The 20,830-nt window shown below is 62.8% G+C and carries 18 protein-coding genes; 7 read left to right on the forward strand and 11 right to left on the reverse strand.

All coding sequences use genetic code 11. The features are described from left to right. Nucleotides 1–13 precede the first annotated feature (13 nt). Complete coding sequence (locus FIU81_RS16365) at nt 14–1,285, reverse strand: O-antigen ligase family protein (protein WP_254696076.1); 1,272 nt, start codon at nt 1,283–1,285, stop codon at nt 14–16. A 159-nt stretch (nt 1,286–1,444) separates the two neighbouring features. On the opposite strand from FIU81_RS16365, the gene FIU81_RS16370 reads away from it, so the two are divergent. Then, on the forward strand, nt 1,445–2,659 hold the full coding sequence (locus FIU81_RS16370; RefSeq protein ID WP_124113270.1) for a glycosyltransferase family 4 protein: 1,215 nt from the start codon (nt 1,445–1,447) through the stop codon (nt 2,657–2,659). On the opposite strand, the gene FIU81_RS16375 is transcribed toward FIU81_RS16370, so the two are convergent. From FIU81_RS16375 to FIU81_RS16385, 3 genes are read right to left on the reverse strand one after another with little or no spacing between them, the layout of a single operon-like run. Beyond that, complete coding sequence (locus FIU81_RS16375) at nt 2,656–3,333, reverse strand: HAD family hydrolase (RefSeq protein ID WP_124113272.1); 678 nt, start codon at nt 3,331–3,333, stop codon at nt 2,656–2,658. The two genes, FIU81_RS16370 and FIU81_RS16375, sit on opposite strands and share 4 nt — an antisense overlap. After that, nucleotides 3,330–4,331 (reverse strand): ATP-grasp domain-containing protein, encoded by a 1,002-nt coding sequence (locus FIU81_RS16380; RefSeq protein ID WP_124113274.1) that lies wholly within the window; start codon nt 4,329–4,331, stop codon nt 3,330–3,332. The genes FIU81_RS16375 and FIU81_RS16380 overlap by 4 nt, the downstream gene beginning before the upstream one ends. Then, nucleotides 4,328–5,251: a methionyl-tRNA formyltransferase gene (locus FIU81_RS16385; protein ID WP_124113276.1), complete on the reverse strand. Its 924-nt coding sequence runs from the start codon at nt 5,249–5,251 to the stop codon at nt 4,328–4,330. The genes FIU81_RS16380 and FIU81_RS16385 overlap by 4 nt, the downstream gene beginning before the upstream one ends. 245 nt (nt 5,252–5,496) lie before the next feature. Between FIU81_RS16385 and FIU81_RS16390 the strand changes: the two genes are divergently transcribed. Continuing rightward, complete coding sequence (locus FIU81_RS16390; RefSeq protein WP_172971518.1) at nt 5,497–6,645, forward strand: acyltransferase family protein; 1,149 nt, start codon at nt 5,497–5,499, stop codon at nt 6,643–6,645. On the opposite strand, the gene FIU81_RS16395 is transcribed toward FIU81_RS16390, so the two are convergent. The 6 genes from FIU81_RS16395 to FIU81_RS16420 all read right to left on the reverse strand — a co-directional run bounded on the left by FIU81_RS16395 (nt 6,614) and on the right by FIU81_RS16420 (nt 14,134). Beyond that, the gene (locus FIU81_RS16395) at nt 6,614–7,729 is read right to left on the reverse strand and encodes a glycosyltransferase family 4 protein (RefSeq protein ID WP_124113280.1); all 1,116 of its coding nucleotides are present in this window, start codon (nt 7,727–7,729) and stop codon (nt 6,614–6,616) included. The genes FIU81_RS16390 and FIU81_RS16395 overlap by 32 nt on opposite strands. Further along, complete coding sequence (locus FIU81_RS16400; RefSeq protein ID WP_124113282.1) at nt 7,726–8,967, reverse strand: DegT/DnrJ/EryC1/StrS family aminotransferase; 1,242 nt, start codon at nt 8,965–8,967, stop codon at nt 7,726–7,728. Before FIU81_RS16400 ends, FIU81_RS16395 begins: the two co-directional genes overlap by 4 nt. Further along, nucleotides 8,964–11,003, reverse strand: a complete 2,040-nt coding sequence (locus tag FIU81_RS16405) for a polysaccharide biosynthesis protein (RefSeq protein ID WP_124113285.1) — start codon at nt 11,001–11,003, stop codon at nt 8,964–8,966. Before FIU81_RS16405 ends, FIU81_RS16400 begins: the two co-directional genes overlap by 4 nt. A gap of 250 nt (nt 11,004–11,253) precedes the next feature. After that, nucleotides 11,254–11,868, reverse strand: a complete 615-nt coding sequence (locus FIU81_RS16410) for a LuxR C-terminal-related transcriptional regulator (RefSeq protein ID WP_124113288.1) — start codon at nt 11,866–11,868, stop codon at nt 11,254–11,256. A gap of 175 nt (nt 11,869–12,043) precedes the next feature. Next, nucleotides 12,044–12,886 carry a sulfotransferase family protein gene (locus FIU81_RS16415; protein ID WP_124113290.1) on the reverse strand — a complete coding sequence of 281 codons (843 nt, stop codon included), beginning with the start codon at nt 12,884–12,886 and terminating at the stop codon, nt 12,044–12,046. A 24-nt stretch (nt 12,887–12,910) separates the two neighbouring features. Next, on the reverse strand, nt 12,911–14,134 hold the full coding sequence (locus tag FIU81_RS16420) for a polysaccharide biosynthesis/export family protein (RefSeq protein WP_124113292.1): 1,224 nt from the start codon (nt 14,132–14,134) through the stop codon (nt 12,911–12,913). A gap of 134 nt (nt 14,135–14,268) precedes the next feature. Between FIU81_RS16420 and FIU81_RS16425 the strand changes: the two genes are divergently transcribed. After that, nucleotides 14,269–15,579, forward strand: a complete 1,311-nt coding sequence (locus FIU81_RS16425) for a lipopolysaccharide biosynthesis protein (protein ID WP_124113294.1) — start codon at nt 14,269–14,271, stop codon at nt 15,577–15,579. On the opposite strand, the gene FIU81_RS16430 is transcribed toward FIU81_RS16425, so the two are convergent. Further along, nucleotides 15,558–16,724, reverse strand: a complete 1,167-nt coding sequence (locus FIU81_RS16430) for a glycosyltransferase (RefSeq protein ID WP_124113296.1) — start codon at nt 16,722–16,724, stop codon at nt 15,558–15,560. The two genes, FIU81_RS16425 and FIU81_RS16430, sit on opposite strands and share 22 nt — an antisense overlap. Nucleotides 16,725–16,907: 183 nt before the next feature. Here FIU81_RS16430 and FIU81_RS16435 point away from each other — a divergent pair, with 183 nt between their 5' ends. Genes FIU81_RS16435 through FIU81_RS16450 form a run of 4 tightly spaced genes read left to right on the forward strand, consistent with a single transcriptional unit; the run spans nt 16,908 to nt 20,828 of the window. After that, a complete protein-coding gene (locus FIU81_RS16435; RefSeq protein ID WP_124113298.1) occupies nt 16,908–17,537 on the forward strand; it encodes a sugar transferase in 630 nt (209 codons plus the stop codon). Next, entirely contained in the window at nt 17,534–18,220 is a 687-nt protein-coding gene (locus FIU81_RS16440) for a PIG-L deacetylase family protein (protein WP_124113300.1), read from the forward strand. The genes FIU81_RS16435 and FIU81_RS16440 overlap by 4 nt, the downstream gene beginning before the upstream one ends. A gap of 29 nt (nt 18,221–18,249) precedes the next feature. Beyond that, the gene (locus tag FIU81_RS16445) at nt 18,250–19,599 is read left to right on the forward strand and encodes a UDP-glucose dehydrogenase family protein (RefSeq protein ID WP_124113302.1); all 1,350 of its coding nucleotides are present in this window, start codon (nt 18,250–18,252) and stop codon (nt 19,597–19,599) included. A 20-nt stretch (nt 19,600–19,619) separates the two neighbouring features. After that, on the forward strand, nt 19,620–20,828 hold the full coding sequence (locus tag FIU81_RS16450; RefSeq protein WP_124113304.1) for a glycosyltransferase family 4 protein: 1,209 nt from the start codon (nt 19,620–19,622) through the stop codon (nt 20,826–20,828). Nucleotides 20,829–20,830 lie beyond the last annotated feature (2 nt).

Below are 20,830 nucleotides of genomic sequence, written 5' to 3' on the forward strand. Positions count from 1 at the left end.
AAAGACAGAGAGTCTAATCCTTTCGGGCGGGGGTGCTCCGCCCATGCGGGTAGTCCGATCCCGATACGGCCAGTGCGATCACCAGCACGACGGGAACGATCCAGAATCGGGCGAAGACGTGGGCAAAGGCGTTCAGCACGAGCAGGCAGATCAGCGCCATCGCCAGAACGAAGGCGCCCCGGTTCCGCGTGGGACGATACAGTGTCCGGGCGATCCCCAGCATGGCGGTTCCGGCGAACATCATGACCAAGCCGGCCAACGACAGCGCGCCGCCCTCGACCAGCATCAGGACGTAGGTGTTGTGAACGGGTTGATCGAACCTGGAAATGTAGCGGTAGCCATCGGCACCGATGCCGATGAACAGGTGATCGGCGGCCTTGTCCCAGCCTTCTTGCACCAGTTCCATGCGTCCGTCGAACGACCCGGCCTGCGAAAGGTCGGCAGAGGTCAACGCACCGGCGACACGGTTCATGAAGGAGGCGGGAAGGATGTCTGTACCGAACACGGCGATCACGAGCACGCCCATGGCGACCAGCAGAAGCATGTTCCCGATGTGCCGTCTTGTGCGCTGAAGAGCTGTGTAGACCGCCGCACCAATACCGGCCGCGAAAAGCCCGGTGTTCGATGCCGTCAGGAAGATTCCGTACAGGATGACGGCCGCGGCGGGCAGGACGATCGTGCGTCGTATCTGCCGCTCTGCCCCAAGATAGAGAACCGCGACAAGCGCCATCGCGCCGAGAGCGGCGGCCTCGTTCGAGCGTTCGACGACCCCGCGCAACCGGCCAGAGATCGAAACGAAATTCAGCGGTGGGTTGGTCGCGAATTCAATCAGGTAGATGCCGTGCAGGCTGGCCACGCACATCGACAGGGCGAAAATGCCGATCAGGGTATGACATTCGTCGATGCTGCGGCGGGTGATGACCATCGGCACGATCACCATGGCGAAGAAATACTGGGCCAGAACCTCGGCCCCTTCGACAAGGCGCTGGTTGGCGATCGACCCGATCAGCAGTCCGCCTGCAAGCGCAAGGAAGCCGCCGTACCAGATTGTCGAAAACCGTCCGAACGGCGCCAGTGTCAGCCGCCCTGTGATGATCAGAACGAACAGCGCGACCAGAACGCAGATGTCCGAAGCGGTCAGATAGACGCCCGGCACGCGGATCACGTTGAAGGGCGACAGGAACACGACCGCGGCGGCCAGTGGCATCTCGAACCGGCCTGCTACCTTGGCAACGCCGGAATGGACCGGAACGGACGCTGGTATTGGCCCGATATGGTTCGTCATGGTCACGGCGCTCGCGCTCCTGAGGGTCGATCTCAGGCTAAGGCCCTGAGGGAGCGCGCAGAATACGCTTTTCGGGGTAGGATGTGGCGCATGTGGGGGATTGCGGGTCCGATGGGGAGCGGGGATGCCTATTGTATGACGTGAACGGAGAGCAAGGCATTGATACGCATCCTGTTTCCTTATGTCGGCGGTGACGTGATCGGCGGCAGTCATGTGTCCTCGCTGACGCTTGCCGCCCGGCTGGACCGCGACCGTTTCGCCCCCCAAGTTCTGTTGCATCGCACATCAGGACGTTTGGCAGAGATGGTGCGCGACATGGGCCTTCCGTGCGAGGTTCTGGAAGACGTGCGGATCATGGCGCCGGCCTACAGCCGCACACCCCATGATACCGGCGCGGCCGGCTACCTTGCGCGTTCGGTCTGGCGGTTGGCCGCCGCGCTGCGCCAGCGCCGTATCGACATCGTGCATACGAATGACGGTCGGATGCACGTAAATTGGTCCCCCGCGGCGCGGCTGTCGGGCGTGCGGCACCTTTGGCACCACCGCGAAGACCCCAAGACGCGGGGCGCCAACCTGATCGCGCCCATCATGGCGGATCGGTTGCTGAGCGTGTCAGACTTCGCCGTGCCCCAGCGGGCGCGGGCGCACATGAAAGACCGGGTGTCGGTGGTGCGCAGCCCCTTCGAGTTCAATTTCGTCCCGCCCGATAGGATGGCCCACCGGTCGGCCTTGTGCGCCGAGATCGGAGCCGACCCGAAAGATGCCGTTCTGATCGGCTATGTGGGCGGGCTGATCGCGCGGAAGCGGCCCGAGATGTTCGTCCGCATCCTGAAGGAAGCACGCGATGCGATGCCCAAGCGCCAGGTCTTTGGGCTGATGTTCGGAGAAGTGGACCGCCCCGGATCGACGATAGTCGAAGAGGTCAAGGCGCTGGCAGATCAGCTGGGCGTGTCCGACAGCTTGCGTCTGATGGGGCATCGTTCGCCCGTTGCGGGGCCCATGTCGGCGCTGGACGCGCTGATCGTTTCGGCACTGGACGAGCCGTTCGGGCGCACGCTGATAGAGGCGATGGACCTGGGTGTTCCGGTCATCGCCAGCCGCCACGGCGGCAATGTGGAAGCGATTTCAGACGGGATAACGGGGTTTCTGGTCCCGCCCGACGATCCGGGAATCTACGCAAACCGCGTGAAAGCCCTGACGGGCGATCCAGGCTTGCGCGGCCGGGTGACAGAAGCGGCTCGGGCCTCGGTGCGCGAGCGGTTCGCTATCGAGACCAGCGTCGGCGCGGTCGAAAAGACTTATGTCGACATGCTGCAGGACCCGCCGCGTTTGCTGTCGCGCCGAGGGCACGGTGCGCTTGGGGCGGTGCGCTAGACCGTCGACTTGGCGGGTTGCAGGACCGTCTCCAGATCGTCGAGCGTCGTGATGCGGTGTTCGGCTGCGTGCAGGGGTGTGGGGGGCGGCGCCGTATGGACGCGGCCGGGCCGGGCGATCATCACGGTCTGCCAGCCAAGTCGGCGGGGCGTGATGAAATCCTTTACGGGATTGTCTGCGACATAGACCAAGTCATTCTTGCCAAGACCCGTTGCCCGTTCGACCTGAAGATAGGCGTCCGGGGCGGGCTTGCCGGCGTTCGGGCCCAATGCGCCGGTCAGCACGATCGGCGCCAGATAGTCCCGCAGGCCAAGCGCTTCGACCTTCGCCGATTGAGTGGCCGCAAGGCCGTCGCTGATCAAGGCGGCCCGACCGGCATATCGGCGCAATGCTCGCTGGGCGTCGGGTTGCAAGGAAATGCGCGGGGTGTGATGGCGGTAGATCTCTGTCAGCTCCGTCACCAGCGTCGGGTCGGGCGGGCAGCCGAGCAGCGCCAGCGCGCGATCGAAGATGCGGGTGCGGTCTCCCTTTTCGAAGGCGCTCCGACACGCGCGTTCCAGTCCCGAAAGCCCAATACGCGCCAGCACCCATTGATCGGCGATCGAATAGGCGCTGAAGGCGAAATCCCGTTCCAGATACAGGGTGTCGTCCAGATCGAACACGACGAACGTCATTCGGCGGCTTCAACCGGCTGCGCGGCTGCCTCATGGAAATGGAAGAACGCGGCGTCGTATCGAATCATCTCGACCCCCTCGATCCAGTTGTCGTGCGCGCCGCTGTCCTGGCCCAGTGTCTCGGCCAGCAGCCAGCGTGCGAAATTGGCCCCGGCACGGTCGGCCAGGGGGAAGCCGCCACCGAAGCGAGCGTTGATCTCCAACACGCGCAGGCCGCGCGTCTTGTCATCGATCAACTGGAAGCACATCACGCCGCGAGGCTCTGGCAGCGCCGCCACCAGGTCACGTGCAATGGTCTGGATTCGCGGATCGCGGACAGTGCGGCCCTTTTCGACCTCTCCCGCGCGGATCGACAGGCGCAGATGCGGGACGATTGTCCGCAGGCTTCCGCGTTGATCCACGAAGACGTTGACCGTGTATTCCGGCCCGTCGAGAAACTCCTGCACGATCGTCGGCTCGTCAAAGCTGTCCGGCATGTCTTCGGGTCGATCCAGCTTCAACAGGCCGCGGCTGGCGCTGCCGCCCGAGGGTTTGCTGAACAGCGGCCAATGGTCGGGATAGGCCAGCGTGCGGGCGACTTCGGGCGTGTAGGTCTTCGGGACGGGAACGCCGTGCCGGCCCAGATGCATGCACGTCAGGTTCTTGTCGCGCACGATGTCGATCAATTCGGGTGAGCCGACGTGTACCCGGCAGCCGATCTTCTGGAATTGCCCGGCGGCCTCGGCCAGTACGGAGAGTTCGGTGTCGATGGTCGGCACCAGAAGTTCGATGCCGTTGCGATCGCAATAGGTCAGCAACGCATCGACGTAGCCCGGCCCATCGCATCGCGGGACCGCGAAGGCATGATCCGCGGCGTCACAGGCCGCGCTTTGCCGTGGGTTCAGGTCACAGGCATGGACGGTAACGCCGATTTCGGAACCGGCATTGCGAAAGGCTTCGACCAGACCGACACGTCGTCCGGCAGAGGTGACCAGGACTTGTGGACCCCAGATCGTCATGCGCTGACCCGTTGGTTCTGGCCAAGGATGGCGTGGCGGGGAAGGGGGGTCAGCGTCTGATTGCGCCAAGCGGTCACTTCAATGCAGGAAAAGCCGCCGCAGCTGACCCGGACCCAGCCCGGCCCGCGATCCTGTATCTGGCCGGGTATGCCGATGTAACGCGGCGGGCCGTCGAACACATGCGCGGCATCGATCTGGACGGTGTGGCCGTCCATATGGGTGAACGCGCCGGGATAGGGATCGCCGACGGCGCGGATCAGGCGGTCAAGCTCTTCGGCGGGGCGGGTCCAGTCGATCAGACCGTCGCCGGGCCGCCGCCGCGCGCAATAACTGGCTTTCGTGTGGTCCTGTGGGCTGCGGTCAATCTGGCCGGACTCGATCCGGGCAAGGACCTTTGGCAGAAGTTGGCTTAGCGCGTTGACCTGCTTGTCGTAAAGCGAACGCGCGGTTTCCAGCGTCGTAACCGGGATCGGGGCCTGCGCCGCGATGTCGCCGGTGTCGCAGCCTTCGTCGATCCAGAACAGGCTGGCGGCGGTTTCGGTCAGGCCGGCCAAGATCGTCCAAGGGATCGACGCACGCCCCCGCAACTGGGGCAGTGGCGCGGGATGAAAGCCCAAGGTGCCAAGGCGCGGGATGGCGCGGAATGGAGCGTGGACGATCTGAGACCAGCCGATGACCAAAGCAAGGTCGGGTTCCCGGTCCGCGATGGCGGCCAGTGTCTGCGGATCATTGATATTGTCGGTGAAATGGAGCTGCGAACCGCTACTTCGCGCCAGCGGTACCAGATCGGCGAAATCCGAATGGCGCTTGGCCCGGTCAGGCGGCAAGGTCACGACAAGGTCGGGCGCGCGTCCTGACCTTATCAAGGCCGAAAGCGCCCTTTCTGAACCTTCGACCGCGCCGACGAAAACGGTTTTCATGGCTGCACTCTCCAAGTTCCCTGAACCGGCAAACAGTGATGCCCAGATTGGACACGCGGTTTCCCCCAATGCCTGTTTTTGTGCCGCCGCCGGTCGGACCTCTCAATCACCCATTGCGATCGAGTTTACTCAATAGGGCTAGAAATCTGGGCTCATGGCCAGTTTCGCCGCATTGGTTCCGGATCGAAGATGAAGGTGTCGGCCAGCACGTTGCGGGCGGCGCAATCTTGGCGAGGTTAAGCACGATGATCGATCCGCAGATGTCGAACGGGTCGGGGGCAACAACCCCGGCGGGTCACCAGAAAACACAGTTCAACGCAGCCGTTCATGGATTGCGCGGGCTGGCGGCGATGATGGTGTTCTTCGCGCACATTCTGAACGGTCTGCGTGAGCATGCCTATCCCGAGATGACGGAGTTCGTCGCCCGGTCAGAGGTGTTCTGGAACCTGGGCACCTACGGCGTATACCTTTTCTTCACGATCAGCGGGTTCGTCATCCTGCCAAGCGCGATGCGCTATTCGGCGGGCGAGTTCGCGGCGCGGCGCTTTTGGCGGATCTATCCGTTGTTCCTGTTCATGACGGTGATCTTCATCGTCCTCGCCGGTGTGACGGGGCAGGGCGACGTCTCTCTTGATCCCTACACAATCTTTGTCGCGCTCACGTTCATGGATCTGTTCACTCCGACGGGCCAGCTGACACCGAACGCCTGGAGCCTGACGTTCGAGGTCTTCTTCTACGCATTGACCTGCATGGTCGTCGTCTGGACGATCAAGCGTCCGCATTGGCTGGGCGGAAGCGTCGCGGTCGCCTTGGCGGTTGCCTTCATGCTGGCGTTCCCGGTCTCTGTCTTCTTCCTGATGGGGATGGCTGCCCGAATCGGACATGACCGAGGCTGGTTGCTGCCGCGGAGCACCGCGGTGCCGGTAGAGCTGCTGCTCTTGCTGGGCCTGGGGCTGATCGCATCGCAAGGGCACTTCGCCTACGTCTGGGCCGACTTCTCCAGCCCCATCGCGCTGGCGACGATCACACTGACGGGCGCCTACTTCTACCACGCGGCCGCACCGGGCAGCCTGACCGGGCGCATCATGACGTGGCGGCCGTTGCTGTATATCGGAACGGTCAGCTACAGCCTGTACCTTGTGCATCCCTATACCTATCTGGCGGTGCGCATGACGTTCCAGAAACTGGGCTTCTTCACGCCCGACGTGTTCCTGTCCGGGGTGTTGTTCTACGCCGCCGTCATTGTTCCCACGATTCTTGTGACGCACGTGATCCACCGCACGGTAGAGACCTGGCCCTACCGCGCGGTGTTCAATCGCAATGTGGTGAAGTCGGCGGAGCGCTACGTGGCCCCCGGTGGGTCTACGCGGCCCATTTCCCAACCCGCTCCCTGATGCGCTGACGGCTTGAGGCGGACTCTATCGCCGCCATCCATTGCGACATGATGCGGTCTTCCGAAAAGTCCCCTGCGCGGTCCAGCCCATTGCGGGCCAGCGTGGCGCGCAGGTTCGGATCGGCGTACAGGCGCAGCATCGCATCGGCCAACGCCTTCGGATCGTCCGGCTGTACAAGGACGCCGGATTTCTCTGGCTCGATGATCTCGGCAGGACCCCAATCGCAATCGGTCGATATGACGGCGAACCCTGCGGCGAGGGCTTCGACCAACACGTTCCCGAAGCCTTCGTAGCGTGACGACAGCACGAAGACTGCGGGATTCGCCATCCAGTCGTGGGGACGCGGCGTGCGCCCGGCGAAGGTCACGGCATCTTCGAGATGCAGATGTGTTGCAAGAGATTGAAGGTCAGACAGCTTTTCGCCCTGCCCGTAGATGGTCAGACGCAGGTCGGCACCCGCGTCGCGCCCGATGCGCAGTGCGCGAAGTAGGATGTCGAAGCCCTTTTGCTCGACCAGACGACCGACCGCCACGAAGTGGCCGTCCGGAGTGGCGGAAGGTGCGGTGCCCATGGGTTCGACGGCGTTATAGATCACGCTGGCTTTGCGGGATGCGAACGCCGGTAGGGCGTCTCGCTGTGCCTTCGTCAGCATGACCGAATGATCTGCGCAATAATGCGCGAACGGCATGAGGACGCGCCACAACGGGTTCATCACCTGACGCCGGAAATTGTTGCGTTCGGACAGGACCAGTTTCACGCCCAACCCGGTGCAGGCCAGCGTTGTCTGTACGTTGATCTTGGTCAGGAAGGACAGCACGGTATCCGCCCGCGCGTCCCTGATGCACCGTCTGATCCAGGCGACGCGTCTTGCGGTGGAATTCGTGGCATCAAGGCCCAGCTCGGCTTCCATCGAGCGGACTTTGACGCTGTCGGGCACCGCATAATAGGCGTCCTGTGGGCGGTCGTTGATGGCTAGGATCGTTGGAACATACCCCAAAGATTCCAGGTGTGTCGCAAGGCGGGCGATGACCTTCTCGACCCCGCCCGCCCCCAGTCCGGCCTGAACAAGAACGATCGGGCTCATCTGGTGGCAAGCGCCATCACGTCTACGACGGCATCGGCCAGCCGGTTCATTTCCCGCGCGTTCAGTGTTGGATCGACCCGGAACGCCAGGCTTGTCTTGCCCAACTCATGCGCGACGGGCAGCGGTTTGGCGGGACGGAAGCCCCCTTTGCGGAACACGCCCTCGTCGTAGATCTCGGGGCAACTGCCGCTGAAGGCCGTCTGGCCACGTTGTGCGATCTCCGCAAGGACGAGATCGCGATCCCAGCCGGGCTTCAACGCTTCCGGGCGCACGAAGGCATAGAAGCGATACCAGGCGTGGGTCGTGGCCGTATCGGGCATGGGCACGCGCAGGGCGGGGCATTCACTGAATGCGTCGGCCAGGATGTGAGCGTTGCGGAGGCGTAGCCGATGCCAGTCGGACATGCGCCTGATTTGGACCAACCCGATCGCAGCGGCCATGCCGGACATCCGAAGGTTTGTGCCGGAATCGGCATGAAGCCAACGGAAACCCGGCGGATGATCGTTGCTGTGGACCAGCCCGTAGTCCTTTCCGTGATCCTTTCGCGACCAGGCGCTGCGCCACAAGCGGTCAGAATCGGTGACCAACATGCCGCCTTCGCCACCCGTGGTCATGATCTTGTCCTGACAGAACGAGAATGATCCGAAGTCTCCGAAGCTGCCGACATGGCGGCCTTCGATCCGCGCGCCGTGGGCCTGGGCGCAATCCTCGATCACCCAGAGGTCATGCGCTTCGGCAACATCCATGATCCCCTTCATGTCGCAGGGCCAACCCGCAAGGTGAACGGGAATGATACCGACGGTGCGGGGGCTGATTTTCTCGGCGATCGACCGGGGCGTGATGTTCTGCGTGTCGGGATCGACATCCGCGAAGATCGGAACGCCGCCGGCAAGGATCACGGCACTGGCCGATATGACGAAACTGCGGGGCGTCACGATGACTTCATCGCCGGGATCGAGATCGAGACTGTCTAGCGCGAGGTTCAGGCTTAGGCTACCGTTCGCGACCGCGATTCCGTGTGTGCTGCCGACCATGTCGGCAAACGCGATTTCGAATTCCGAGACTTCCGGGCCGGTCCATGCGTTCACATGTCCGCTTTGCAGCACACGCGAGACGGCGGCGACCTGTTCGGCGTCGTAGCGCGGCCAGACCGGGCGGGGTTTCCGGGCAGGAAGCGCGGGCTTTACCGGTGTTGGGACGCTCAACGCCCCGCTGATTGAAGCTTCGTTTCGCATCATACAACTCCTGCTTCTCTTAGGTCTGGAATGGTATCGTGCCGGGCGGGACGGTGGGGCTGCGCAGCGGTGCCGTCTTGGGGGGCAGTGTCTGAAGCAGACGGCCCGGGCTCGTAGCCCGGCACGATTTCGGAGAGGATGGACACGACGAGCGATGCCGCGCCATGTCGGGCGGCAGCGTCCAGTGCGGCGATGCCGTCGCGCATCTCGTATAGGGGGCGCCCTTCGGTCGTGGCGACGTGGATGCCCTCGACCGCGCTTTTGGTGCGAACTTCCTTGGCGTCGAACAGCTCTTCGAAGAGCTTCTCTCCGGGGCGGATGCCGATCGTCTCGATCTTTATGTCGCGGCCCGGCACCATCCCGGCCAATCGGATCATCCGTTCGGCGATGTTCATGATCGGGATCGGCTCTCCCATATCCAGCACCATGATCTGCCCTTGGGACAGATCGCGCTGAAGCCCGCTGGCAGAGGCCAGAAGAGTCAGTTCGACTGCCTCGCGGATGGTCATGAAGAACCGCGTCATGCGCGCGTCGGTGACCGTCAGCGGGCCGCCTTCGTCGATCTGGCGCTTGAACAGAGGGATCAGCGAGCCGGACGAGCCCAACACGTTGCCGAAGCGGACGGTCATGAACCGGGTGCCGCCGCGCTTGTCGAGCGCCTGGCAGTAAAGCTCTGCCACACGCTTCGTCGCGCCCATCACATTGGATGTGTTGACGGCCTTGTCGGTCGATATCTGGATCATCGCCAGCGCGCCGGTTTCCAGCGCCAGATCGGCGACGTTGCGGGCGCCGACCACGTTGGTCAACACGCCCTCGCAGGGGTTGGCTTCGACGATGGGCACGTGCTTGAGAGCGGCAGCGTTGAAGACCAATTCCGGGCGGTGCGTGCGGAAGATCGTTGCCAGCCGGGCGCGATCACGGATGCAGCAGATGTAGGAATGGCGTTGGACCTTGGGGTAGTGACGGCCAAGGTCCATGTCGATCTGGTAGCTGTTCAGCTCGCAGCTTTCGATCAGGACGACCTGCGACGGACCCAAGGATGCGACCTGTCGCACCAGCTCGGACCCGATCGAGCCGCCTGCGCCCGTGATCATCACGCGGCGGCCTTTTACCAAGGATTGGATCGACTTGTAGTCGACCTTGGCTTCCTGCCGTTCCAGCAGGGCGTGGATGTCGATTGTCGCAAGATCGCCGGTCGGTCCCATCGGACGCAAGGCGCTGAGACCGGGAAGCTGGGATACCGTGATGCCCGACGCCCGCGCCCAGCTGAAAAGCGGCTCCAGCGCCACGGTCGCTTGCCGGGTCAAGGGCTCTGTCAGGATGATCCGGTCCAGCGACACCGCCCGTTTTTCCAGCGTGGCGCGAACCGCGTCGCAGTCGTGGTAGTCGCCCAGGATCGGAATTCCGTGGATGCACGTGCCGACAGTATTCGAAATATCGTCGATGATACCGACCGGTGCATAGCGGATCGCAACCTGATTTCTCAACGACCGGAGAAAAAGCTCGCAAGCCGTGCCGCGACCGACAAGCAGGACCGAATCGGTCTGCTGCCCGTCTTCTGCTGCGGCAGTGACATGACGTGACCGGGAGGTCAGCAGATCCTGCCCGCGGAAGAAGGCGCGTGGGGCCGCGAGAAGGGACACAAGGACCAGCAGCATGACGATGTCGGCGCGGATGGTGGATTCGGTGACACCAGACAGGCGCACGCCCGACCCGAACACGGTGACGATCAGGACCGCCGCGACCGCCAACGACACCAGATCGCCAAGCGATACGAAACGCAGGTTCGAGCGATAGGTGACAACCGCCGGCAGGATCACGACGCCTGCCAAAAGCGCGATGATTAGCTGGATCCAGCCGACGGCGGCGGTGGGAACCGCGCCAGTGGCCAGATATGTCCCCAGAATGAATGCCAGACCGCAAGCCGCGATGTCGGTTGCAAGCATGGCAATCGAGCGGCGCGAGCCGGAAACCAAAGCATCGAATGAACGGCGCTTCGAAACACCGCTCTGCTTATCGAAATACTCGAATAAAGCCATGATTGCGTCCCCACGGTAATTAGGCAGCCAGAAAGTCCGACGCCTTGATTATGCGCGGTAACTTCCACTGATGAAGGGCCAATGTGGGTGGGTATTCGGATGCGCCGATAAACTACAATCGGGCGATGATTGGCGCTGTGTCGGACACAGCACTGTTCAAAGGAGGTAGGGATTCAGCATAGGTATCAGACAAGAAAAAAACGCCGCGAAAATTCGCGGCGCTTCATGTCGGTTACTGATCGAATTGTGTTCAGGAATTCAGTTTGGGCTGATCGAATCCGTGACGCACGGCCCAGACGGCGGCCTGGGTCCGATTCGAGACCCCAAGCTTTCGCATGATCGCCTTGACGTGAACCTTCGTCGTCGCCTCGGCTATTCCTACCGATCTTGAGATTTCCTTGTTGCAGTAGCCCTTTGCAAGGCACCGGATGACCACCATCTCTTTGGCGGACAATGGCACGTAAGCAACATCTTTCGGTATGCCGGCAAGATGTTCCGCAAGGACCGACGGCAGAGCGATTTCGTTCAGGGCAACGATCTGGATGGTCGCCCTGAGCACGGATGAGGACACGGTCTCCAACTGGTAACCACGGATGCCACGGTCAATAAGACTGACCAGATTCGAATGGCTGAACTTGGGCGCGATTACGATGATTCGGATATTCTCTTCCGTGAACTTTGCGTTCTCATCTATCTCGTTCAGCAAATCGGTTTCGTGAACGATCAGTTGCACGCAACGATAAGCAGCGGCTGCCCGCCGCGCGTCGTGGACCGTCTCGAATTCAAGAACTTCCTGGTCCCCTAGCAGAGACTTTATCGCGTTTCTAAAGAAAACGCTCGTGCTGCAAATTCCAACTTTGAACATATCGAACCCCCTTCTCAGGAAAAGTAATTTCTCCAACCCACGGCTTTACTTTACACCCTCGGCAAAAATCTTCCTACACCTAAAGTCGAACAATTTTCTGGTTGTTAACATTTTGTAAATCAATGTTTTTTCTCGGCGCCGCACCGCCTTACAACCATAGCGTGCGCCAGTTGGACTAGGCTTCCTGCCCTTGCGGCAACTTTCCGCCCGAATCGGTTAGAGCTATCCCCATTTCAGAAAGTCCAGACGAAACTGGTGCAAGGTACTGCTCCATCCGCTTGCGAAGGGTCGGCTCCAACGGCGGGTACTGAACAGGTGCTGTCAGCAGGGTGCGCACCGCTTCGAACGACCGGCTGCCACGCAACGGCGCGACCAGCGGTTTCAACGGAGCAAGGGCCCGGCGGATACCAAGTGGCAGAAGCTCTGAAGTGGAGTCGTTGATCTTCTTGCGGGCCTGGGGCGCAATCGCGCGCGGTGCAAGGCCCAAGTGGTGGCGGATCCCGTCGAGCGTGGCCTGTGGATGACTGGCGACACTCTCATAAGAGGTCACATACAGAGCATCCGCCGGATAAAAGGACAGCAGACGTTTCAGGTGCAGATCGTACCGCGACACCGACAAAAAGCGTTTGTCGGCCGCGCGCTCAGGGTCGAGATAGGCCTCGATATCCGCCGTTACGCTGCCGCGCCGGAAGTACATGCAGTAGTCTGAATAGGCCCGTTCGACCGGATCGCGCAGAACGGCCACCAGGCGGACATGGGGCAGGGCCTTGAACATCCGCTCCGCGGCGATGGGCGTGTCCATGTAGGTGTTCGACTTCTCACCGATTAGCCGCGCGCCGGGATGGGGGGTGAACTGGTCCGTGTACCAGTCCAAGCCGCGCTCATACTCGCGCGAGAAAAAATGCAGCTCCGGGTCCGGCATGTAGATGGCAGGATCGTCCTGAAGCTGGTGCCGAAGCCAGGTCGTTGCGGATTTCGCCGCGCCGACGACCAGAAAGTCGATGTGATCCGTGGTCATGTTCCCAGTGTCCTTTTGCAGTGACTAGTCGTTCGCCGTTGCCACGATCAGCGTGTCACCGGGATTCAACGGTGTTTCTGGCTGCACTGCGCGTGGGGTCGGATCGTCGGCGGACACACGGGAGGTGCGCAGCGAGACGGGACCTGACTGAGAATCTAGACGACTGGCAGAGACCAGCGTCTCTTCCAGTTCCAGATCCCTGCGTCGATCGCGTGCGGCGGACAGATCGTTCAGGATTTCGAGCTTCATGTCCTGCCGCAATGCATCGCGGCGTTCACGCGCCTTGCTCAGATCCTGTTCCAGCGTCAGCCGCTGGGTCGTCAGGTCGATTTCCCGCAGACGCAGACCCGAGAGGCGCGCTTCGGCTGACGAAAGGTCGTTGGCCCGCGCCAATCCCCGATCGAGCAGGTCCTGCCTGCGTGCTGCGTCCTCTTCCGCGCGGGCGATATCGGCGGCGATCAGGTCGGACTGGCGTACCAGCCCGTCCGCCACCTGGTTCAGCACGTCGATCAACGTGTCGATAGACTTCGTGCGGTCCGCCAGCGTTTCGGCACGGGCCTGCATGATCTGACGCTCGATGGCCACAAGGTCGGAGCGAGTGCCCAGATTGGCGGGGGCGGTGAAATCCGTGGCTTCGTCAAGCTCGGCCTCTAGCCGTGCGATCCGCAGATCGACGCGCAGCAGACCCTCACGCGTTCGCGCTTCGCGCGCGAAAAGGCCGAATTCGCCATCGGGCATAGTGCGAAAGACGCCACCCGCCATCGCCACGGCCTGCCTGACGGTCAGTCCCGGACGATAGACGATATCGCCGGGGGTCATGACATGGCCCGAAACGGTGACGGGCGGGCGCGCCCCGATCTCAACCGAGACGGACGGCGCCGAGGCAGACCCGGATGAACTGTGCAGCGCCTCTGCAAGAGCATCAGCAACATCGGCAGGATCGCGCCCGGCAGCCGGGATGCGCCCCGCCATCGGAAACATGAAATAACCATCAGGCTGCACCTGTACGGTGCCGCTGATCCCGGCCCATTCGGTGTAACTTGCAGTGACGGCGTCCCACAGGCCCGCCCGCACGGTCAGACTGTCACCGACACCGATCCGCGCATCAGGCGCGCTCTTCGTCCCGACGATCTGTACGGTCGTGTCCGGCACCGCGGCCAACTGCGTCTGCGCGTCGGTGGAATGTGCGGCCAATGCAGCCACCAGACCGACCGAGCAAAAGCGCAGTGTGGAGGCGGGCTTTATCATACTTTCGGGTTCCAGACTGGCCGTTTGAGGTTTGGCGGTGTCGCCATGGTTCGGCGTAGGTTCATGGCGGAATATGCTGGGAAAAGGCGCTTTTGCGTATGATTCATTCGGCTAGGTATGCTGCCATTCGGCGGATGACTCAGACCTTCGACGGTCTGTGGGCGGGTCTTTGGGCAATCCTGTCCTCGAACGTCATCGTTGCCGTGCTGACTTTTGCGACGCTGGCGCTGACATCGCGGGCGCTGGCACCGGCCGGGCTGGGCCTGCTGGTCCTGATCGAAGCTTACGGAAGGTTGTTCGATCAGATCCTGCGACTGGAGCCGACTCAGGCCCTGATCCGTCTGGCGACCGATCAGAAGAACAATCCAGACGGCGCACCGTTTCGGCGGCTGATCAAATTCGGCATCCTGCTGGACGTGGCCGGGTCCGTTCTGGCGGCGACGGCGGCGATCTTGTTGCTGCCCTTTGTCGGAGGGTGGTTCGGTTTCGATGATACCGGCAGCGGGCTTGTGCTACTGTTTTGCCTGACGCTTCTGGTTCCAGCGCCGATGACGGCGCGCGCGCTGCTACGCCTGTTCGACCGTTTCAGCCTTTATGCGCGGATCAATGTCGCGACGGCGCTGCTGCGGCTGGCGGGAACGGTCCTGTTGTACTGGCTGGGGGCAGAGATCCAGCATTTCGTGATCCTGCTCTGCGCTGTGTCCCTGTTCGAGCGTCTGGCCCCCAGCGTGGTTTGCTGGCCGATCCTGCAGCGCGCATCGGGACGCGGCGTGATGGCAACGCCCCTGCGGGGACTGCTGGGCGAGAACACCGGGCTGTGGCGCTTCATCTGGGCCGCGAACCTGAGCGTCCTGGCGCGCGGATCGACTCGGCAATTCGACGTTCCGATCCTGAGCGGTTTCGTTGGTCTGACGGAAATCGGACTATACGTGCTGGCCAAACGCTTTGCGATGCTTCTGATCCGTGTCGGCAGCCCCGTGCAACTGGTCGTCTACCCCCGCATGTGCGAGCTGGTTTCCCGCGGAGATAGCGCCCGGATTGCCCAATTCGTCACCGCGATGATGGTCTGTTTCGCAAGCCTGTCGGTGGTTGGGCTGGCGGTGTTCTACCTGATCGGCACGCCCTTGGTCGCGACCGTGTTCGGCGCGGAGTTTACCGCCGCCGTTCCGCTGATTCTGGTGCAGCTTGTCGGCGCCTGCCTGTTGCTGATGGGCACGATCCTGAACTCGGCATTGCAGGCGGTGCGCCGCGAAGGACAGTTGCTGACGATATCGGTGATCGCGGCACTTCTGTTCTTCCTGCCGATCCCGATACTCGTGCCAGCCTATGGGATCATCGCTGCGTGCTACCTGTTCGCCGGGGTCGGGGCGATCGTGGTCCTGGGATGCGCGCTGTCGTTTCGATCCGCGCTGCGCGCGTCACCTCAGCGCCCCGCCAGAGAATGAACCGCCGGGCCGGTGTCCGGCACGCGACGGGGCTCGGTGATCTGGCGATACATGTCACGATGCGCTGCGGCGTAGCTGCGAAGCGAGAAGTTCGACACGACGCGGTCCCGGTCGCGCATCCCCAGCCTGTGACGCTCGGCGGGTGACAGCCTTGCCAAAGCCGACAGCACCTGCGCCATCTTGTCGTCGTGGCGTGGGGGTACGATGCGGTCGGGATCCCCCAGCAGCCAGCGGCCATCGCCAACGTCTGTGGTAACCGACGGCACGCCCGCCGCCATCGCTTCGCCCATGGCCAGAGAGAACGCTTCTCCCCAAGCCGAACAAAGCGCAAAGATGTCGAAGCCGGGTACGATTTCTTCCATGTCAGAGCGCGCGGGCAGGGTGGTCACCCGGTCGTCCAGACCCAGAACCTGCGCGGCCAGCCGGGCGGGGCCTTCGGGCTGCCCTTCGCCGACCAGAACAAGATGCGCGTCGACCCCGTCCGCCACCATCCGGTTCAGCGCACGCACCAGCATGCCCACGTCCTTCATTGGATGATTGCGGGTGACGTTTCCGATGATGACACGCTCTGGCGGAATGCCCGCCAGATCGACCAACCGCCCCCGCGCCTCTGCGTTGGGATGAAATACGTCGCAATCGATGCCGTTCGGAATCACCACCCGGCGATCCCTGGCGAAGCCGATCGCCTCGTGCTGTTCAGAAATGCTGTGCCCGCAGTAGGCGACCGCCGCGCTGCGTCGGGAAATCGGAGCCAACATCCGCAGCATTACCCGTGTCGGCAAGCGCTCGTTCCTGGGGTTCTGAAGCGAGTGATGGATTCCCATGACCAATGGCACGTCCCGCGGAGCGGTCAATCCGGCGGCAAGACAGCCGTGGTACATCCAGCCGTGAACGACGTCCGGTTTGCGGTCCCGCAGGATCCTGCTCAGCTTGCGCAGGGCGAACGGAAGGCGGGCAGGGCTTTTCATGCCAAGATCGAACACCTCTATACCAAGACGCTCCAGTTCGAACCGGGTCCGGCCGCCGGGGGTCAGGGATATGACCTCATGCGTGTCGCAACTGGTGCAAGCCACTTCAAGAAAGCGGCGCAGCATGATTTGCGCACCACCGATATCCAAGGTTGTCGTGACATGAATGATGTGCATCCGGTCCTCTCGGGCTGGTGAGTGTGCGTCGCATGGCGGGTTCAGCAAACAGGCCGAGAGGACGGCAGGATAGTCCTTCGTCCGCTCAGTTTACCGCTCGAAAGGCTTAGATGCCTATCACGACGATCAATTGTGCAGCGTTTGCCCCTCGGTAGCGTGACCTTGAATTGCCGAGGGAACAGCGTGCCAAGAACCGTTGAAATCATACTGACAGTCGCGTTGTTGGTCTGCGTCGCGCCGTTGGCCGTCGCTGTGGCGATTGCCGTCCGGGCAGAGCTTGGCCGTCCGATACTCTTTCGGCAGATCCGATCGGGCCAATGGGGCGAGAGGATAGCGATCTACAAGTTCCGCAGCATGACCGACGCGCGGGACGCAGCCGGCGCGTTGTTGCCAGATGCCGCGCGGACCGGGCGCGTCGGGCACACGATCCGCCGTTTCCGCCTGGATGAGATCCCACAGCTATTGTCGATCCTGCGCGGCGATACCGCGCTGGTCGGCCCGCGCCCGCTTCTGGAAGAGACGGTCAGGGAGTTCGATCTGGCGGGCGAAGCCCGCGGCGCCGTGCGGCCCGGTCTGACCGGGTGGGCGCAAGTGAACGGCAACAGCCGTCTCGCGAACGTCGAAAAAATCTGCATGGACCTTTGGTATGTTTACCGGCGGGATACCTGGCTGGATTTCAGGATCCTGTGGCTCACGCTGGTTACTCTTGTGCGGGGTGAAACGCGATCGGAACGCCGGATCGCCGCCGCCTGTGCTTGGCTCAAGGACGGGGCGAATTTTAACTTCCCCCCGGAAATGCGGCGGCACCCATGATTCTGCCCGTACCCGACACCGGACCGGTGCTGGTCATCGCACCGCACCCTGACGACGAAGTTCTTGGCGTTGGCGGCACGATTGCCCGCCTCTCCCGTGCTGGCCGCGAGGTTCACGTCTGCATCGCGACCCGCGGCCGGGTCGAGCGGTTCGGGCAGGAACAGGTAGATACCGTTCGGCGTGAGGCGCGAGCCGCCCACGATATACTTGGCGTGGAACACACGCACTGGCTGGACCACGAAGCCGCCGCACTCGACACCGAAGCGCACGGCGATCTGAACCGCAGCCTGGCGGACCTTGTGAAGCGCATCGGCGCGCAGGTGCTGTTCGTGCCGCATGTGGGTGACATTCATCTGGATCACCAACTGGTTTTCCTGTCCGCGATGGTCGCCGCGCGGCCCGCACAGCAACAGTATCCCGCCGCCATCTTCGCCTATGAGACGCTGTCGGAAACGAACTGGAATGCGCCCTACCTGACGCCGCCTTTCGTGCCGAACGTCTTCGTCGACATCTCGGAAACGCTGGACACCAAGCTGGCGGCCTTCTCGGCCTTTGCCAGCCAGGTCCGGCCCAGCCCCGCCGAACGCTCGATTTCTGCCCTGTCAGCCTTGGCCACCCTGCGTGGGGCGACGGTGCATCGCCACGCGGCCGAAGCGTTCGTGGCGATCCGGCAGTGCTACTGAAACCCGCAAATTGATAAGGAATTTCTGCCATGCGTATCGCAATGATCGGAACAGGATATGTCGGACTCGTCTCCGGAGTGTGCTTCTCCGATTTCGGTCACTCGGTCGTTTGCGTCGATACCGACGGGGGCAAGATCGAACGTCTGAAGAAGGGAGAAGTCCCGATCTACGAGCCGGGTCTTGCTGCCGTAATGGAGCGCAACGTAGAGGCCGGACGGCTGGCGTTTTCCACAAATCTCGCGGCCGCGTTGCAGGGTGCGGACGCCGCCTTCATCGCCGTCGGCACCCCGTCGCGGCGCGGTGACGGGCAGGCAGACCTGTCCTACGTCATGGCCGCGGCCCGCGACATCGCGCAGCGTGCAGATGACGGTCTGGTCGTCGTGGTGAAGTCCACCGTTCCGATCGGCACCAATCGCCGCATGGCAGAAGAGATCCGCTCTGTCGCGCCTACCCTGAAGTTCGATATCGCGTCGAACCCCGAGTTTCTGCGCGAAGGGGCCGCGATAGAGGATTTCATGCGACCAGACCGCGTGGTTTTCGGATGCGACACGGAGCGCGCGGCGCAGGTGATGCGCGACATCTACCGCCCCTTGTTCCTGCGCGAGTTTCCCATCGTCGTGACCGATCTGGAATCGGCAGAGATGATCAAATACGCCGCCAATGCCTTCCTTGCGACGAAGATCACCTTCATCAACGAGATCGCATCCCTGTGCGAACGTGTCGGCGCCGACGTCCGAGAAGTGGCGCGCGGCATCGGGTTGGACGGACGCATCGGCAAGACATTCCTGCACGCGGGGCCGGGCTACGGCGGATCCTGTTTTCCCAAGGATACGCGGGCACTGGCTCGCACGGCCCAAGAATACGGACGCCCGCTGCATATCGTTGAGACGGTCATCAAATCGAACGAGGATGCCAAGCGGCGCGCCGTTGAAAAGATCTTCGAACTGTGCGGCGACAGGGTCGGCGGCAAGACGATTGCTGTGCTGGGCGTCACCTTCAAGCCCGACACGGACGACATGCGCGAATCGCCTGCGCTGACCATCGTGCCGGCGCTGATCGGGGGCGGGGCGACGGTCCGCGTGGTCGATCCGAAAGGGCGGGCCGAAGGCGAGGCTTTGTTGCCTTCGGTTCAGTGGGAAACCGATCCCTACGCCGCTGCAGAGGGCGCTGACATGATCGTTCTGCTGACCGAATGGAACGCGTTCCGCGCGTTGGATCTGTCGCGTCTTGCACAGGGGATGCGCAATCGCTGCTTCGTTGATCTGCGGAACGTCTATCCCACCGACTCCCTGCGCGCCGCCGGATTCGAGGCGGTCGCCTCGGTCGGTCGGTCGGGTTTCGATATCCGCGACGATCTTCACGCTGTTGCTGCGGAATAACTGCGGAAAAGGATGCGAAGATGACAGTCACCGACGCAAACGGCTTTCGAACGAAATCGGCGCGTCCGTTCCCGACCGGGCGACGGCGCGTTCTCGTTGTCGCCAGCCTGACCTCTTCGCTGGTGAACTTCCGCTACGATATCCTGCGCGAGCTGGCGATGCGGGCCGAGGTTCTGGCCGTCGCGCCTGACGACGATCCCGAAAGCATCGCCCGACTGCGCGAAATCGGGGTAAGGTTCCAGCGCATCCCCATGCAACGCGTCGGTATAAATCCCTTCGCGGACCTTGTAACGCTGGCCGCACTCATACGGATCTGCCTGCGCTTTCGGCCCCACACCCTGTTTCCCTATACGATGAAGCCCATAATCTATGGCTGCCTTGCGGGTCGGTTGACCCGCGTGCCTGACCGGGTGCCGATGTGTACCGCGCTGGGATACGTCTTCTTCAACCCCGACGCGGGCCGCATGCAGAAGCTGGTGCGCCGGATCAGTATTCTTCTGTACCGCGTTGCACTCGGGGGGGTCAGCAAGGTGCTGGTCTACAACGAGGGCGACACGGAGGCCTTTCGCGAACACCGGCTGGTCGCGCCGTCTGTCCCGCTGGTGCGTGTGCCCGGTTCGGGCATCAACCTTGATCGCTTTCCCCACGTGCCGCCCATGGACGGGCCACCGGTCTTTCTGATGATCGGTCGGATCCTGCGGATGAAGGGCGTTCCGGAATACGCCGAGGCCGCCCGCCGGCTGAAGCGTCGATTCCCCGAGGCACGCTGTCAGCTTCTGGGTCCATTCGATGACAACCCAAGCGCCCTGCGGCCCGAACAGCTGCAGGAGTACATCGATGACGGAAGTATCGAGTATCTGGGCGAGACACGCGACGTGCGCCCGGTCCTTGCCGCCTCCTCGGTTTTCGTGCTGCCCTCCTATTGCGAAGGCATTTCCAGATCGGTGCTGGAGGCGATGGCCACCGGGCGCGCGATCGTCACCAGCGACGGCGTGGGGTGCCCCGAGCCGGTGATCGAGGGGCAGACGGGCCATGTCGTTCCAGTCGGTGACGCCAAGGCGCTGGCCGATGCGATGGCGCGGTTCTGCGAAGACCCCGCGCTGGTGGCTACGATGGGACAGGCGGCCCGGGATCACGCGGCCGCGACATTCGATGTGCGTGTCGTGAACCGGCATCTTCTGCGCGCACTCGATCTGCCCGCAGACCCGGTGCCCGCCGTCGCCAACTGAAA

The organism is Palleronia sp. THAF1, from assembly GCF_009363795.1.
Classification (GTDB): Bacteria; Pseudomonadota; Alphaproteobacteria; order Rhodobacterales; family Rhodobacteraceae; genus Palleronia.